This window comes from Paenibacillus sp. TY11, from assembly GCF_059772165.1.
This window is the reverse complement of the sequence record NZ_JCBAIQ010000008.1, coordinates 18,598-35,287: the sequence shown is the minus strand read 5'-3', so window position 1 is coordinate 35,287 and position 16,690 is coordinate 18,598. Positions and strand designations below refer to the sequence as shown.

Annotated in this window: 14 protein-coding genes; 2 read left to right on the top strand and 12 right to left on the bottom strand. The window is 46.6% G+C overall.

Annotated features, from left to right (window positions below):
- Positions 1-39: 39 nt before the first annotated feature.
- Positions 40-1,395, bottom strand: a complete 1,356-nt coding sequence (locus AC6EJC_RS10575) for a glucose-6-phosphate isomerase (RefSeq protein ID WP_013369975.1) — start codon at positions 1,393-1,395, stop codon at positions 40-42.
- Between the two features lie 251 nt (positions 1,396-1,646).
- On the opposite strand from AC6EJC_RS10575, the gene AC6EJC_RS10570 reads away from it, so the two are divergent.
- Positions 1,647-2,546: an NAD(P)-dependent oxidoreductase gene (locus tag AC6EJC_RS10570; RefSeq protein WP_444953926.1), complete on the top strand. Its 900-nt coding sequence runs from the start codon at positions 1,647-1,649 to the stop codon at positions 2,544-2,546.
- Between the two features lie 107 nt (positions 2,547-2,653).
- On the opposite strand, the gene ppnP is transcribed toward AC6EJC_RS10570, so the two are convergent.
- From ppnP to AC6EJC_RS10550, 4 genes are all read right to left on the bottom strand, one after another.
- The gene (gene ppnP / locus AC6EJC_RS10565; protein WP_013309288.1) at positions 2,654-2,968 is read right to left on the bottom strand and encodes a pyrimidine/purine nucleoside phosphorylase; all 315 of its coding nucleotides are present in this window, start codon (positions 2,966-2,968) and stop codon (positions 2,654-2,656) included.
- 294 nt (positions 2,969-3,262) lie between these two features.
- On the bottom strand, positions 3,263-5,308 hold the full coding sequence (gene tkt / locus AC6EJC_RS10560) for a transketolase (RefSeq protein ID WP_444953925.1): 2,046 nt from the start codon (positions 5,306-5,308) through the stop codon (positions 3,263-3,265).
- A 389-nt stretch (positions 5,309-5,697) separates the two neighbouring features.
- Entirely contained in the window at positions 5,698-6,597 is a 900-nt protein-coding gene (gene purU / locus AC6EJC_RS10555) for a formyltetrahydrofolate deformylase (protein ID WP_444953924.1), read from the bottom strand.
- Between the two features lie 22 nt (positions 6,598-6,619).
- Positions 6,620-7,747: a deoxyribonuclease IV gene (locus AC6EJC_RS10550; protein WP_444953923.1), complete on the bottom strand. Its 1,128-nt coding sequence runs from the start codon at positions 7,745-7,747 to the stop codon at positions 6,620-6,622.
- A 293-nt stretch (positions 7,748-8,040) separates the two neighbouring features.
- On the opposite strand from AC6EJC_RS10550, the gene AC6EJC_RS10545 reads away from it, so the two are divergent.
- Complete coding sequence (locus AC6EJC_RS10545; protein ID WP_444953922.1) at positions 8,041-8,955, top strand: TIGR01777 family oxidoreductase; 915 nt, start codon at positions 8,041-8,043, stop codon at positions 8,953-8,955.
- 199 nt (positions 8,956-9,154) lie between these two features.
- Here the strand turns inward: AC6EJC_RS10545 and AC6EJC_RS10540 are convergent, their stop codons facing one another.
- From AC6EJC_RS10540 to AC6EJC_RS10510, 7 genes are all read right to left on the bottom strand, one after another.
- Positions 9,155-11,035, bottom strand: a complete 1,881-nt coding sequence (locus AC6EJC_RS10540; protein WP_444953921.1) for a DUF6382 domain-containing protein — start codon at positions 11,033-11,035, stop codon at positions 9,155-9,157.
- 63 nt (positions 11,036-11,098) lie between these two features.
- Positions 11,099-11,611, bottom strand: coding sequence for an A24 family peptidase (locus tag AC6EJC_RS10535; protein WP_444953920.1), 513 nt, complete (start codon positions 11,609-11,611; stop codon positions 11,099-11,101).
- A gap of 94 nt (positions 11,612-11,705) precedes the next feature.
- The gene (locus tag AC6EJC_RS10530) at positions 11,706-12,701 is read right to left on the bottom strand and encodes a pilus assembly protein (protein WP_444953919.1); all 996 of its coding nucleotides are present in this window, start codon (positions 12,699-12,701) and stop codon (positions 11,706-11,708) included.
- Entirely contained in the window at positions 12,670-14,886 is a 2,217-nt protein-coding gene (locus AC6EJC_RS10525) for a hypothetical protein (protein ID WP_444953918.1), read from the bottom strand. The genes AC6EJC_RS10530 and AC6EJC_RS10525 overlap by 32 nt, the downstream gene beginning before the upstream one ends.
- A gap of 40 nt (positions 14,887-14,926) precedes the next feature.
- Complete coding sequence (locus AC6EJC_RS10520; protein WP_444953917.1) at positions 14,927-15,595, bottom strand: TadE/TadG family type IV pilus assembly protein; 669 nt, start codon at positions 15,593-15,595, stop codon at positions 14,927-14,929.
- Positions 15,595-15,786, bottom strand: coding sequence for a Flp1 family type IVb pilin (locus tag AC6EJC_RS10515; RefSeq protein WP_013309278.1), 192 nt, complete (start codon positions 15,784-15,786; stop codon positions 15,595-15,597). Before AC6EJC_RS10515 ends, AC6EJC_RS10520 begins: the two co-directional genes overlap by 1 nt.
- A gap of 13 nt (positions 15,787-15,799) precedes the next feature.
- On the bottom strand, positions 15,800-16,684 hold the full coding sequence (locus tag AC6EJC_RS10510; RefSeq protein ID WP_444953916.1) for a type II secretion system F family protein: 885 nt from the start codon (positions 16,682-16,684) through the stop codon (positions 15,800-15,802).
- Between the last annotated feature and the right edge of the window lie 6 nt (positions 16,685-16,690).

Genomic DNA, 16,690 nt, shown 5'->3' with positions numbered 1-16,690 from the left:
TGACCGAAATCCTGTTTCGAATCAGAGATTACAGTTCCCTTATTCAGACAATCTCGCTTCAAGTTCAGCTTTTTCTTTTTCGAAGCCCGGTTTGCCCAACAGCGCAAACATGTTCTTCTTGTACGCTTCTACGCCCGGTTGATCAAACGGATTTACGCCCAACAGGTAGCCGCTGATGCCGCAAGCTTTTTCGAAGAAATAAGCAAGATAGCCAAAGGAGTAAGGGCTCAAGTCAGGAATATTTACAATAAGGTTCGGTACTTGTCCGTCTGTGTGAGCCAGCAATGTACCTTGGAATGCTTTTTTGTTTACAAAATCAACAGTTTTGCCTGCCAGGAAATTCAGTCCGTCCAGATCATCCTCATCTGCTTCGATGGTGATGTGACTAGGTACATTTTCTACTTGGATTACCGTTTCGAAAATGTTACGGCTGCCTTCCTGAATAAATTGTCCCATAGAGTGCAGGTCTGTCGAGAAATCAACAGAAGCAGGATAAATGCCTTTGTAATCCTTGCCTTCGCTTTCTCCGTACAACTGTTTCCACCACTCGGATACGAAATGCAGAGACGGCTCATAGTTTACGAGAATTTCAATCGCTTTACCTTTGCGGTACAAAGCGTTACGAACGGCTGCATATTGATAAGCCTCGTTCTCAGCTACATTAGGGTTGCTGTATTCTTTGGAAGCGTCTGCCGCCCCCTGCATCATTTCCTCGATGTTAATGCCTGCTGTAGCAATCGGTAACAAGCCTACTGCTGTCAGCACGGAGTAACGACCACCCACATCATCAGGAATAATGAAGGATTCGTAGCCTTCCTCATTAGCCAGTTTTTTCAAAGCGCCGCGTTCTTTATCCGTTGTAGCGTAAATACGTTTGCGCGCTTCTTCTTTACCGTATTTTTTCTCCAGAGCCGCACGGAACACGCGGAAAGCGATAGCTGGCTCAGTAGTGGTACCTGATTTGGAAATAACATTCACAGAGAAGTCTTTTCCTTCAATCAGTTCCAACAGATGATTCACATATGTAGAGCTGATGTTGTTGCCTGCAAAATAGATAGCTGGACCCTTGCGTTGATCTTTAGGCAGCGCATTGTAGAAAGAATGCGACAGCATTTCGATCGCAGCACGTGCTCCAAGGTAAGAACCGCCGATACCGATTACGATCAATACTTCGGAATCGCTTTGAATTTTAGCAGCAGCCTTTTGGATGCGCGCAAATTCTTCTTTATCATAATTGGTAGGCAGGTCAATCCAACCCAAGAAATCGGAACCTACACCTGTTTGGTTGTGCAGTTGCTCATGAGCCAGCTTGATGGGCTCTGCAAAATAATCAATTTCGTGCTGACCTACAAAGGAGAGCGCTTTAGTGTAATCAAAAATAACTTTTTTAGACATGTTTGGAACCTCCTGTTTGGTATTACTAAGACCATGAATACGAACATAAGGACTTAGGAATAGGATACTTTAATTTGCTGGGCCTGACAAGCTTGCGTTACCTGTGTGTCCTGTGCCTTGACAGACCCTGCTGTAGATAGGGTAGCATGCCCATGCTACAATTAACTGAGATCAACCTGTTTCAATATTCATTTCTAGCCGAACTCGCATCTGCATTGGACGGCAACTACCAACAAGAAAGGTGATTAGCAATGAAAAACATCGGGTTTATCGGACTGGGCACCATGGGCGCCCCGATGGCATCCAATCTGCTAAAGCAGGGATTCGGAGTCACAGTTTATAATCGTACCGCTTCGCGCTGCGAACCACTGGTAGAGCAAGGTGCACGTACAGCTTCAACCCCTCGTGAAGCGGCTGAAGGTCAGCACTTGGTCATTACTATGGTCAGCGATGATCACTCAATCCGTGACATCTATTACGGCCAGGACGGTGTGTTTGCCGGTCTTACGGCTGGCATGACCGTGATGGACAACAGCACGATTTCACCTGAGCTGGTCAAACAACTGGCCGCCGAAGCGGACAAGCTGGGCTGCTCCTTCATTGATGCACCCGTAACAGGCAGTAAGCCTGCCGCTGTAGACGGTACACTCGTGTTCATGGTTGGCGGTAGTGCAGAAGCCATTGCGGCACAATCAGATGTTTTTGATACCTTGGGCAAAAAAGTGCTTCATATGGGGCCAAATGGCAGCGGAGCCGTAGCCAAGCTCGCTCATAATACGATGGTCGGTATTCATAACCTCGCTTTGGCTGAAGGCTTTGCTATTGCGGCTAAATCTGGTATTCCGGCAGACAGCTTCCTTGAACTGGTACAGCTCGGATCGGCAGGCAGCAAGGCCGCTGACCTGAAAGGACGCAAAATCATCGAGCATGATTTTAGCAACCAGTTCTCACTTGCCTTGATGCTCAAGGACTTGAAGCTCGCTTCCTCACTAACAGACAGCCTGTCCATTCCTACACCTATGTTATCCATTGCCAAAAGCCTGTTTCAAGCCGGGCAAACGCAAGGCTACGGCGATGAGGACCTATCCGCTGTCGTGAAGACATACGAAGCATGGATTGGTCGCACCATTGGTGGTCAGCCTCTGGAATAAGCTGTACTTTCCTTTGTAACCACACTGCTGTGCTTTTGTACATAGGGCATAGCTTTAGGGTAAGCACACTTGGCTTGAAGCTGAGTGTGCTTACCCTTTTTAGCTAATTATTCCGGATAAGAACAGCAATAATCAGTTACACTTCGTACTTCCAGCTTGAATGAAGACTTCGCAGGTACGTGAAAGGTTGCCGTCCCTTGTATTTCCAGCCATTCCTCAGTACCTGGAAGCAACACTCGCAGATCTCCTGCCAAAATCTCCATGATCTCACGGGAATCCGTGCCGAACTCGTACGTTCCCGGCAGCATAATACCCAGTGTAACCTTACTGCCGTCACCCAGGATGACTGTACGGCTTGTAACCTGACCATCGTAATAAACATTTGCTTTTTTAACTACGCTTACTCCATCGAACTGTGTCATTCGTTATCCCCTCATCTGTTCTCAATGGTTGAATGAATATTTTGCATCATAACATAGATTTGATTCCATATTCAGTATGAAAATACACATTGCCTCACGGTGTTCTATACAGTGGAATTCAAAAGTGATTTTTTTGCAAAAAAAATCAAATGTATGAAACAAACAGCCGTAAGCCTTTCTCAGGTTACGACTGTCTGTTTTACATGGATTTCCACAATCAGGTACGTTGTTCGCCAGCAATACACGATCATTGCTTTATGGACAAACTATTCCTAATAGCTGATGCTCCAGTTTTTATTTCAACAAAGCTTTCACACGGCTAACAACATTCTCTACTGTAAAGCCGTATTCCTTAATGACGCGGTCGCCAGGTGCGGATGCGCCAAATGTGCTGATACCAAGAATGTCGCCTTGGTCGCCAACATATTTTTCCCAGCCCAGTGGATACGCCATTTCTACAGCCAAACGAGCTTTCACTTCTGGCAGCAGAACGGAATCTTTGTAAGCTTTGTCTTGTTTTTCGAACAGATCCCAGCTTGGGAAGCTGATAACGCGTACTTGAATACCTTGCTCTGCCAGTGCTTCCTGAGCTTTAACAGCCAGTTGTACTTCGGAGCCTGTAGCCAGAATTTGAGCAACCGGTTTGCCGTCTGTTGCATCTGCAACCACGTAAGCACCGCGTTTGATACCTTCGCGTGCATGCTCAGCAGTAGCAGCCAGGATTGGCAGGTTTTGACGAGTCAATACCAGAGCAACCGGGTTTTTCTTGTTTTCCAGCGTGTAAGCCCAGGCTGCAGACGTTTCATTACCGTCCGCCGGACGAATTACTGTCAGGTTCGGGATAATACGCAGGGAAGCCAATTGTTCGATCGGCTCATGAGTCGGACCATCTTCACCAACAGCAATACTGTCGTGAGTCAGAACGTAGGTTACAGGCAATCCCATCAGAGCTGCCAGACGAACGGCCGGACGCAGATAATCTGTAAATACGAAGAATGTACCGCCGAATACTTTTACACCTTGGTGCAGCGCCATACCGTTCATCGCAGCAGCCATACCAAACTCGCGGATACCGAAATAGATGTTACGGCCAGCGTAGTCTTCTGGCGTAAAGTTCGTCAGGTTGTTCAAATGTGTCATCGTGGAGCTTTCCAGATCGGCGGATCCGCCTGTCAGGAAAGGTACGTTAGGAGCCAATCCGTTCAGTGCATTACCAGAAGCTACACGAGTTGAAACGGCTTTGTCTCCAGTCGAGTATTTCGGAAGATCACGATCCCATCCTTCTGGAAGATCGCCGTTTACAGCTGTTTCGAACTGAGATGCCAAATCAGGATGGGCCGCTTTGTATTTCGCGAATTGTTCATCCCATGCTTTGTTTGCCGCGATACCGCGCTCTTTTACTTTAGCAAATTGCTCGCGAACCTCTTGTGGTACGTGGAAGTCCTCTTCGTATACCCATTTGTAGAATTCTTTAGTCAGCTTGGCTTCTTCTGCTCCCAGTGGGGAACCATGAGTACCGCCGTGTCCACCTTTACCTTGTTTGTTCGGGCTTCCGTAGCCGATTACTGTTTTCACTTCAATCAACGTAGGACGTGTCGAGTCGCCTTGCGCTTCTTCAATTGCTTTTTGGATTGCTGGAAGGTCGTTACCATCTTCTACGCGCAGCACTTGCCAGTTGTAAGCTTCAAAGCGTTTGGCAACACTCTCGGAAGAGGACAGATTGAGCTTGCCGTCCAGTGTAATATCATTGGAATCAAACAATACAATCAGCTTACCCAGTTGTAAGCGGCCAGCCAGGGAAGCGGCCTCGTGGGAGATACCTTCCATCAGATCGCCATCGCCACAGATTGCATACGTGAAGTGATCTACAACTTTAAATTCGTCTTTATTATATGTTGCACCCAGTTGAGCTTCAGCCATTGCCATCCCGACGGACATTGCTAAACCTTGTCCCAGAGGCCCGGTTGTAGCATCTACACCAGCAGTGTGTCCAAACTCAGGGTGACCCGGTGTAAGGCTGCCCCATTGACGGAATTGTTTCAGCTCTTCCATAGGCAGATCATAGCCGCTCAGGTGCAGAAGGCTGTATAGCAACATGGAACCGTGTCCTGCGGACAGTACAAAACGGTCACGGTTAACCCATGTAGGGTGATCGGGATTATGATTCATCGTTTTAGCAAAAAGTTGGTATCCCATTGGCGCGGAGCCCATCGGCATACCAGGATGTCCCGAGTTTGCTTTCTCGATGGCGTCAATTGCCAACGTACGAATAGTTGTGATGGACAAATTGTCGATCGTGGAGTTTTCATCCTTTTGAATCGCTTGATTCTGGTCAGTCATGGTTTGCCTCCTCATATTGTATAAAGTATGTCAATTGCATTCGGTCATGCTCTCCAATACCACCGTCCGATATAGAAACGACGCCTATTGAAGTGAGTGAATCTGCTTGAATGTTTCAATATGACTTATACATTCTTAAGTATTGTACCATTTGCCGTGGAAGTTTGCCAGATCGTTTATAAAGATGATTGTCGAAATGTAGTACCGAGTCCTCATATAAATATACCCGTAATGTATTAACCTCATTTAAAAAATTATAAAATCACAAAAAATATAATGAACTGTTCGGTGATAACGCAAATAGCTCACATAAAAAAAACAAAGCCCGTTATGTGACGGGCTTTGTTTAACAAAATGTATACTCACCAATTTTTTAAAAAATTTTAAGATCAGTTAAAAACGACCGTTTTGTTCTCATGAACCAGAATACGATCCTCTGCATGCCACTTGACGGCTCTTGCCAAAACGACCCGCTCAATGGTGCGACCGATCCGTTTCAGCTCATTTACATCATCTCCGTGGCTTACCCGCTGTACGTCCTGCTCAATGATCGGGCCGCCGTCCAATTCCTCGGTTACATAATGCGCAGTAGCACCGATAATTTTCACACCGCGATTATAGGCTTGAGCATATGGCTTCCCACCCACGAATGCAGGCAGAAAGGAATGATGGATATTGATAATCCGGTTGCGATAATGCTCAATAAACTTGGGCGAAATAATCTGCATGTACCGGGCCAAAATGATAACGTCAATGTCTTCGCCAATGACCTCCAGTTGACGGCGCTCCGCCTCCGGCTTGGTATCGGCTGTCACCGGAATATGGTGATATGGGATGCCAAACGATTCCACATACTCCTTCATATCCGGATGATTACTAACCACCAATGAAATATCCGCGTCCAGATCTCCTGCCTGCCATTGCCACAGCAGCTCTACCAAACAGTGATCTTCTTTGGAAACGAAAATGGCCAGTTTTTTCTTGCGGCTGACCGCAGAAATCGTCCACTCCATACGGAATTGCTCGGCCACAGCGGCAAAATCCTGCTCCAATTGCGGCTGGGTTGCACTCAAATTCGGCAGATCAAATTCAATCCGCATAAAAAACATACCGCCGGACGGATCCATTGTATATTGGTCAGATTGAACGATATTGGCCCCATGCTCGTACAAAAAGCGGGATACGGCCGCTACAATACCTGGCCCATCAGGACAAGATACGAGCATACGCGCGCGGTTTTCATGTGTAGATAGAGTGCTGTTTGGCTGATGTTTTACGTGAAGTTCCATGTGGCTATTAATCCCCCTTTGCTTATACCGTCACTGGCAAATGACTGCCGGCAAACCAGGCAATCAACCGTTGATTAATGTGTTCTTCGCTCAACTCTGGAAATAGTGCTGCTTCCGTTATCATGTCATACAGACGCTCCAGCGGCTCACGTGGATCGGCTTTTCTTGCTTTGGCATCATTTTTCAGCAGAGCCCAGGTGTCCAGCACAAATTTACGGACATCCACATCCTGTTTTTTGAAAAACGAATGCAGCTGCTCTACCTGACCCAAAAACTCATCCCCAAATCGATCCTTTACATTTCCGCGAAGCAGGGCAATTTCAACCTCATACATCGGACGCTGAGTTTTGGCTTCCTTCCCAATCCATGGTGTCTCCAAAATAAACGGACGTCCTTGAAGTGCTTCATGATGCACCACATTATGAATAGTCTGATAGCCAATCCAGCCTGACCCGATCGGAGTATGGCGGTCTTTATGAGCGCCAACTGGATTTTTACTGTCATTGATGTGAACGACTGCAATGCGATTCAAGCCGACAATACGGTCGAATTGCTCCAGTACACCGTCTAGATCATTTACGATATCATAACCCGCATCGTGAATGTGACAGGTGTCCATACAAACCGTAAGACGCTCGTTGCGCTCTACTTTATCTATAATGGAGGCAATTTCCTCAAAGCTACGACCCATTTCGGTACCTTTGCCTGCCATCGTTTCAAGCGCAATGTTAACATCTGTCTCCTTCACGCCGTTCAGTACCTCGTTCAAACCATCGGCAATACGCCCGATTCCGTACTCCGCATCCTTATCTGTAAAAGCTCCCGGATGCAGCACGATATTTTTCACACCAATCGCGTGTGTGCGCCGAATTTCCTCCTGAAGAAAGCTGACCGCAAGCTCATAGGTATTTTCTTTGTAAGAGCCAAGGTTGATGATATACGGCGCATGCACCACGATATCTTCCATTCCCTTTTCAGCCATTAACTGCTTGCCTTCCTCCAAATACATAGACTCCATCGGCTTACGGCGCGTGTTTTGCGGTGCCCCCGTGTATATCATAAACGAGCTGGACCCGTAAGAAGACGCTTCTTTTGTAGCGCTGAGCAGACCCTTGTCCGAGAAGGACACATGAGAACCAATTTTCAGCATGATCTTGATTCATCCCCTTATCCTGTTATGCTTGTCTTATTTTAATTTAATCATTTTAACGTGATTATTGAAATCAAACAACATAGCTTTTATGGCAGCTTTCTTAGATGACTCCATTAAGGGAACATGCAGACAAAGTACACATCAGAGTATATGTTAGTGAAACGAGGATAAATAAAAGCATGGATTGACATCCTTTAGCGTATACAGATACATTCATATGAAGTTTTTTTCTCAAAAAGGGTTATATTTATAATAGATATTTTTTTGCGAATCGGAAGGAGAGTGGCTCCATGAACATCATCGTATGCGGAGGAACTGGATTGGTGGGGAGTGCACTGGTCAAAAGCCTGCTAGACGACGGATACACCGTGAAAGTCATTACCCGCAAGCCGCTGGTAGGTCACGAAGCGAGCCCCCGCTTGCAATATATGAGCTGGAACGAATTAAAACAAAAGCCTGAATTACTAGAAGGCACAGATGCGGTCGTTAATTTAGCAGGCGAAACGCTGAATCAGCGCTGGACGGACAAGTCCAAACAAAGAATTCTTCAATCACGACTTCTATCCGTTGCCCGGTTGGCCCAAGCGTTGAATGCTCTGCAAAAAAAACCGAAAGTTATCATTCAGGCTTCGGCTGTTGCCGCCTATGGTACATCCCTGACCGAAACATTCGACGAAACGAGCCCGTGTCGTTCGGAAAGTTTCCTATCTCAGGTGGTCGAGCAATGGGAGGAAGCAGCCAACGCCTTCCCTTCCGATGCCCGTTTAATTAAGTTACGCATTAGCCTTGTGCTGGACAGAAAAAAAGGGGCATTCCCGCTTATGAAGATGCCTTACAGCTTCGGATTCGGCGGCAAAATAGGCAGCGGACATCAATGGATGAGTTGGATTCATATTGCGGATATCGTCCGTCTGATCACGCACTGTATCCATACTCCGGAGATCTCCGGAGTAGTGAACGCTTCATCACCACACCCCTTGACGAACGACCAGTTTGGGAAAACGGTAGCTACAGTATATCACCGTCCGCACTGGTTTCCCGTTCCCAGCCCTCTCGTTCAAAAGCTAGTCGGTGAGATGAGCACGCTTGTATTGGACGGTCAAAAGGTAATACCGCGCAAAGCCCTGGAGAACGGTTTTAAGTTTAACTATCCTTCACTGAAGGACGCTCTGGAGGAACTCCATTCTTCCCAAAAGCAGCATTGAATTTAAAAAATGAACTCTAGGATGGTAGGTAGTATCTCTACGAGCTTAGGGTTCATTTTTTTGGGTTAGACATCATCTATCAAGCAAACCGCAAGTCTTTAAGTTGCCTATTTTATTCCTATGAATAGTTCCCCGATTATAAAGAAAGAAGCCCAGAAATACAACAGGCTCCTTATTACATATATCCATATAACCTTCATTAAGATACATTGGAGGATTTAAAAGAGTCCACCCGATAAGTATAGGATACTCCAGCAATTTTAAATGTGTCTCCATCCTTCATTGTGTACTCCTTATAAGGCACCATGGGCTCTCCATTCAGAACAGTTCCGTTCGTCGAGGACAGATCCTTAACGATGTGGCTTTGCCCTCCTACATCTATGCAAAGCTCAATATGAGAACGGGAAGCTCCATCCGTATGCTCCACAAACTGGACCAATTGCGGATCTCTTCCGATAAAAAAGCTGCCTCCAACGAATTGGTCCAGCTGCAACCGGATGCGCTCGCTCTCTCCACTACCCGGTGGCTTGCGATCCAGGCAGGCAATCGGGGATTGTTGAACAGGTGGAATCTGCATTTCTTGATCTGGACGAAGCAGCACTGTTTCCTGCTTAGAGGCAGCATTTAGTAGCTCCGTTACCCCGGACAGGGACTTATAATATGCCTCGCTGGTATCACTGGCTTCCAATTCATTTCCCCGCTCCGTACTTTTCCTCGATGGCTCGTGTAAGTCATAATTTGCAGAAGCTTTCCCTCTATCTTCCGCAACTTGGCTTTCCACGCTTTTAGATTCTGAGTTTGGAAAAGACCATCGCCAGGTCTCCTGCCCTTGATCACTCGAATCGGAAGATCGCTTGTCTTGATGATGACGTCCCGCTACAAACCCAGTCAGCTTATCTACCTGATAGCGGTCATTTTTCCGCTGTGCTGGGGAAGTAGCCCCTAACCATTCCGAATCCAATACAGGTACTGAATCGCTGTAGATATGAGATGAAGCTCGAGTGCCCCCCCATTTCCCCGTCCAGCTTGTATAAGCAACGGCGGCAAGCACAAAGGTCAGCACAACGGAAATGATCAACGGCACCGTCTCTGGATGATCCAGATAAATATAACGCCACACGATGGCTGAAGCGAGCAGACATCCCAGAGCAATGTACGTTTTATATTTTTGCAATCCAGGCTCCACATCTTCCATTTCGTTTTCAGCTCCTACCTCAGTATTCTCCTCTGGTTTCACAGACTGCTTGAGCCGATTGACCCGTTTAAGCTCCTGAATCTCCTGCAGAGTCTCCCGATGCTCTTGCCCGTACGTTCCACGATCTGTATGGTTACCCTGTGAGGTATGCGAGGAATGAGTAGATAAGATAAGATCGGCTGATGAAAAAGATTTTCCGTATGTAGCTTGTGAACGTAATCCATCACGCTCTCCCTGAGTGCTTATTGGAGTATAGAGATCTCTATAACTCTTTTCCATACCTTCACCCTGCACGCTAACGCTCTGCGCACCAGCCGTCATCCCTTGCAATAGCAGTTCCTTCAACGATCCCAATTCAAATTCATTTCTATCACATAGCTCAAGTATGCGTTGTATATATTCTCCCTGAAAGTGAGCCACACGAGTCATCAAACGAATAACCATCTGCTTAAATTGACTGCCTGTTTGCCCTGCATACTGTACACTGCGCAAAGGAACATAGGTTAAACTGGCGGTTTCCCTTGTACCCGAACCACTTATAAAAATATAATCCTCATGCAAAATAAACCGGCGGATATCTAACATATATTGCGGGCTGCGATGGAGAGCATCTGCCACTTCAAATAGAATCCGGTAGAAATCAGAAGTCGACACGCCCCCACCTTTCCATACTTGGGAAAGCATACGTTGTCCTGAAATGTCGTAATGTAACTCAATCTGAAAATCGACTTCCTTTATTCTAAGTTCCAACAGACCGGAAATCCGATTACCAGTTATCATTCCGGTCTGCACGGAATTTAAATCATCGGTCTTGAGCCCGCCTTCCTTGTTTAGAATCATAAATGTCCCGCCGTTCCGGGCAAAATCCCTGCTTAAACCAAACAATTCATGACCTCCTTAACAATTTCCTATCTCCGTGAGGTAGCATGGTCTACCCAAGTGGACATGTCATGGCAAGAAGTAAAGATAAGCACTGATCGCTCCCGGAATGACTGCCGTCATAAAAGGAAACCTGAGGTGTGCTTCCCTCCCATTGGTCAGTGCCTTGCCGCTGCGAAATAGAAAAAATCCTCCTAAATTAAAAGCCACGCGCCGCAGTCTCATGATGGTTTCCCTCCTCCATAGCAAAATCCCTATGCCAATAATACCTGCAAAAAAAATCGAATATAGAGCTGATTGCCAGGCAAAAGCGGCACCCGTCCATGCTCCAATCAAGCCGAACAGCTTTACATCACCTGCACCAACAGCTCCTATCCAGTACAAAATCAGCATGAAACCAAATCCTGTACCAAGTCCAGTAACAGCAAATAAAAAACCGTGCCACCCTCCAAACAGAGTATTGAACACCAAGCCTACCCCTATGCCGGGCAATGTAAGCTTATTAGGAATTTTCATGCTACGTAAATCCGTGACTAACGCAATCGCCAGCAGAACTCCACATACAATATACATCCACGTCAATGCAATCTTCCCCCTTTATAAAATAGAACTAGCAGATTGCCAAATCATTTTCCATCGTAGTTATCCCTATCCGTCTATGTCGAGTCGATCCTATCTATCCATCAGCTGGCTTTTCCACGGTAAACGGAACTTCTATACGTTGACCGTCCTCCGTTTCAATCACAAAGCTCCATTGACCGGGTGTTGTGTTCGTTCCCACAAACCAGTTCCATTCAATAATCCCTTCCGCATTGGCAGAGGTCCAGCCCAAGTGCTGAGCTGTGCTCTCACCCGACTTATAAAGTACAGAAAGGTTAGCAGTCGTCCCAGGCTCAACCTTAGCCTTGATCAAATTGTACACACCCTTCACAGCAGGTTCAGGCTTGACGAGCAACTGTATGGAATGCTGCGCATTCTTATCCGCTGTTGCCTCTCCTGTACCTGTCCCCTCCCCTGTGTCGCCAATCCAGAGACGTTCCTCTGCCGCCGCCTGAAGCACAATCCTGCGATACAGAAAGGGGACCTTCATCGGCAGTTCATACGACAGCTCTACTCTAAAATAAGGGTCCTTAGTTCCTGTTAGAGAAGGTACATGTACGCTCGTTATATGAATACGGTCATACTCCAGAATGCTTTCCTCCATAAAAGGCTTTAGCATCGGCTTCAGAACAGGATCAAGTGCCGCTTCCGTCAAGCGCCCTCGTAGCTCCTCCATCGGCTTTTGACCACCCTGAACAGCGCTTTCTACCCAATCACCAATGGGAGGTGGTAACTGGGCAGCGAATTTGCTTGCATATTCACTCACAGATAACTTGGGCAGTTCATCCAGCGGTTTGCGGGTTGCATCTATTTTCGCGGACGCGGCCTCCACGGCTAGAGACACCGGGTAAATTTTAGCCGAAACCTGCTTAACCGCTTCTGAAGCGGTGGTCTGCAAGGCCGTGGATACCAGCGTCATCTGAACCATATAAATGAGAAATATAATAAAAAACAGAAACAACGGCAACACCAGTGACGCTTCTAAAACAATGCTTCCTTGTTCACATTGCTTCTGCCCACAAACCTGCCTCAAATACCGATTAATAGGAAAAATGCGCTGTTTTCGTGACATAGTACACACTTCCCTTAATACTCTCGTCTTCTTTTGAGGCGGTTCCGAGCATCTTCATTACTCCAGGTAAAAACCACAGACGCATCCCATTCTTAACCTCACCCTTTGCATACGTTTGCCGCTCAGCAGGGTTGACATCGGTATTCAGGCGGATCAGAGCAAGCATACGGGACATTTTTCGTTCATTATTGCTATGGAGCATCAGGAACAATCGCAAATGATCCTTGTACGTCATTCGAAATTTCAGGAAATCAGACAAAGGCACATCCCCCTTTTGTGCCAGCATAATCATATCTTCTATCGCTTTTTCTACTCCATATAACAAAGCTGCCGCCAAAACGACCAACGGATTACCTTTTGAGCTGTTTTTGACCAGTCCCTCCATCGTACGAATGGCAAGCCTCATAGCAAAAATCTCCCCATAGGCGGATGCCAGATTACCTGTCGGATTATGGAACCCATACAGGATGTACTCAACTTCCTGATTATTTACCTCCAGCTGATCTCCCAAAATCTGTGCAGCATTACCCACATTGCCATCTGCCCCCGCCAAACTGCCAAATCGGCTGAAATCCAAATGATGGAAGTAAGAAAGCGCGTATTCATTCTGGTAAAATTCGTCTCCCAGTTGAGTCAGTAAATTGGATGCCGCCCCGTATAAACCATCCATACTATCCATGGAAGCCCCCGCTGCATCATAGGTGTCATAGGACAAATCAGCGGATACAGATGGACTGGATGTAGACTGGTTAAACGAAATACTTTCATTGTAATACTGCTCTAGCTTTTGGAATTGCTCAGCACTTTGTTTACCTTTGGAAAGAACCTCAATGATCCGATAGGCTTGCTTGAGCTTGTTTTTCGCCTCTTTTTCCATTTTTTTGCGTTCTTTGTCAGGTCCGCGTCGTGTATCCATCATTCTGGCTTCACCGTCGAGTACATTGGCGGGTCCCGACCAAGCGTACGCATTCAAGTATTTATCTATCTCCTTGAGCGTTGAAGCGACTTCTTGCTTGAGCATGTCTGCATTCAAAAATGGATCTGTATAAAAGGATAATGTACGCATCATACTCGTTATTCTATTGTTAGCAGTATTTATAGCAGTCCGTTGCTTTTCGATTTCTGTTTCCCATTGCTCAAATTCCTTGTCTGGAATCAGCAAATCCTCTGCCTTTTGCCGGGCGCTTCCTACAGACGGATCGGCGTTGGAGCCTCCTCCGCTTGGAGTAGGGGCTGCTGAAACCTCATCGTAGCCTGCATTGGCCGCCCTCTGCTTATATTGGACAATGACTTTTCGCATCTCTTCATTAATCTGCCGGGCTTCATTTAACGGTCCCTTAGCTTCCAGAAGCAGCTTATCATGCTCTTCTCCAGCCTGAACCATGGCCTGTCGCAGGCGATCAAGTGCCGTTCTTGCCCTTCTTGCATATTTCTCCATCTGCATGATTTTAACGTCGTCCACACTCTTCTTATTGTCCTCATATACATGCACGTAATGCTTATATTGAGCGGCAATATCGGCTACAACCTCGAGCGGGTCCCATATATACTGATTGGGCATATATGTGCCCCTCTGTTTAATAATCCGTTTGCGAACCTCTTCCATATAAGCTCCTGCTTCACGCTGTTTCTCCAGCATGTCATCCAGTTTGGCCTCGCGTCTGTCGTAGAGCTTTTGCAGCCGTTTCAGCAAATCTACTGTATGAGAAGCCTCCTTCATATTTTGAGAGAGTGGCTTCAGCTTTTCGAGCACTTCAAACGTAAAATCGACAGGTGCTTTATACTTCATCTCTTCACGGATCTGCTCGTTAAATATGGCATATTTACCAAGCTCTCTTTCCATCTGCAGGGAACTTGAATCCAGCTTCGCATTCATAAGCGGCAGCGTTTCTGCACGCGCCGTACGCCTCGCGCTGTCATTCAGCACTTTGACCATAATTTGTTCTCCGCCGCCTTCGCCATAAGCAAACAAACCGTACTCCTGTTGTAATGCCGGATCATAAGCAGACATCACTGAACGAACCGCCGCATGGGTCAGCCGTTCGGTTTGCACATGCAGCGCTGCAATTCTCGCGTAATCAATAAATACAGCAATAAAACCGAACATGACCGCCAAAATCAGAATTAAGAAGACCGTGACAGCACCTGATTCCCCATCCTTTTTATTACGTTCCTTACCAAACACCCGCTTCCTCCTTTCCAGTTGCATTCCCGTTACCTACTTCTTACTGACCGTTTTGACCATATTGCATCAATACTTTCCCTGCCACTGCCGGATCTACCTTTTCACCTGAGCCTCTGCCCATAAACTTCGCACCGTAATATCGGACCAGCTCCACCGTACGAATCCATTCCACAGGTTCAACCACACCCGAGCTCATTTCCCCTTGCAAATCTGTCTGATCCAGAAACTGGTTCAACAAAGGCACCTTCACTATCTTATTTAACTCTGTTGTCACCTTACGGTGAATCATACTGTTTTCATATGTCATCTGCCCCTGCATACCCGCAGGCATTCTTCTTTCGGCATTGGACAGCTTCTGAGCAGGTAACGAACCTCCCCCATTGCCGTCCGGCACCTGTAAACTTTCCTGAGGATTGGCTCCGGCCCAGCCAAACAGGGCTCCCAACATGACATCATCCTTTAAGCGCCAATAGAGAGAATCCCGTTGCCCTTGCGCAAATGCTCCAGTACGTGGGTCCTTGAAGCTGTTATCCCAACTGTAAGCAGCTCTTTCCGAAGCAGTAGAAGCAACCTGCACCAATATGGATTTTTGATAAATGTACAGGCAAAAAAATAACATCACAAAAATGACCAGCAGCAGAACGGGAAAGACGAGGGAAGCTTCCAATGAGAAGCTCCCATCCTCTTTTTGTGCCAATTTGCGTAGCATTATGAATCCATAAAATCGTTACTTTTTTTATCCGCCTTTTTCAACAACCCTTCTACAATTTTCTTGATCTGATCCTTGAAAATAATTGCTACCGCAATCAGAATCGCAATGATCAAGATCATTTCTAACGTACCCAGACCATCCTCATCCTTGTACAATTTGCGAATACTGCCTGTTACTAATGTCATCATCGTTTTATTCCTCCTACATATTCATCATCATTAAAGCCGGAGCGCCCACCAGCACAATAACCGTAAGCAAAATTAGTGCCATCGGGAATACTAGCTTAGATGAAGCCTGCTCCCCTCTTGTGCGACTAATTGAAGTTCGCTTGCCCCATAACGTCTGGGATAACTCCCGTAAAGCCATCACAAAATCGCTCCCGCCGCGCCTCATATTCAACAAAACTGTCGTCGTAAATACTGTCATTTCCTGAATACCACAACGTTTACTCAAATGCTCAAATGCCTGTTGAAAGGAATATCCGCTTTCCCATTCCCCCACCGTCTGCCGTAGTTCCCGATACAACGGATGTACCGTATCCGTCCCTTTACGTTCCACGCAATGAAGCAATGCCCGTTGTACCGTCTCTCCTGCACCAACTAAAAGCATCATTTTACTCAACAGTTCAGGCAATTCCATTAGAATTTGCTGATCCCGCTTCTGTACTTTCCCATGCAAATCCTTGACTAGCGCGACTGGCACCAGAATACCAAGCCCCAATCCGAGCACCAGCCCGGTCGCATCCCCGCCCATCATGAGCGATATTAAAGCTCCACCAGCAGCCATCATATATCCGAAACCCAACATTTCTGCCAGAAAAAGCATTGTTTTTTCTCCGCTGTTGCGCATACCATACAGCTTCTGCATCGAACGCTGGAGCTTGAACATCAACAAAGGCAACCTATGGGTGGCACGTGAAGCATGAATCATGTGTACAAAAGGGACCGAAAGTCTTTGCAGCCGCAGTCCTTCCAGCTTCATATGGCGAAAATGCGCATACTTAGCAGCGTACATCCGGTTCAGCACCACCCAACCTCCCACTTGCAGAACCAGCATGACCATACAAACCAACATCACCACATCCATCTCTCC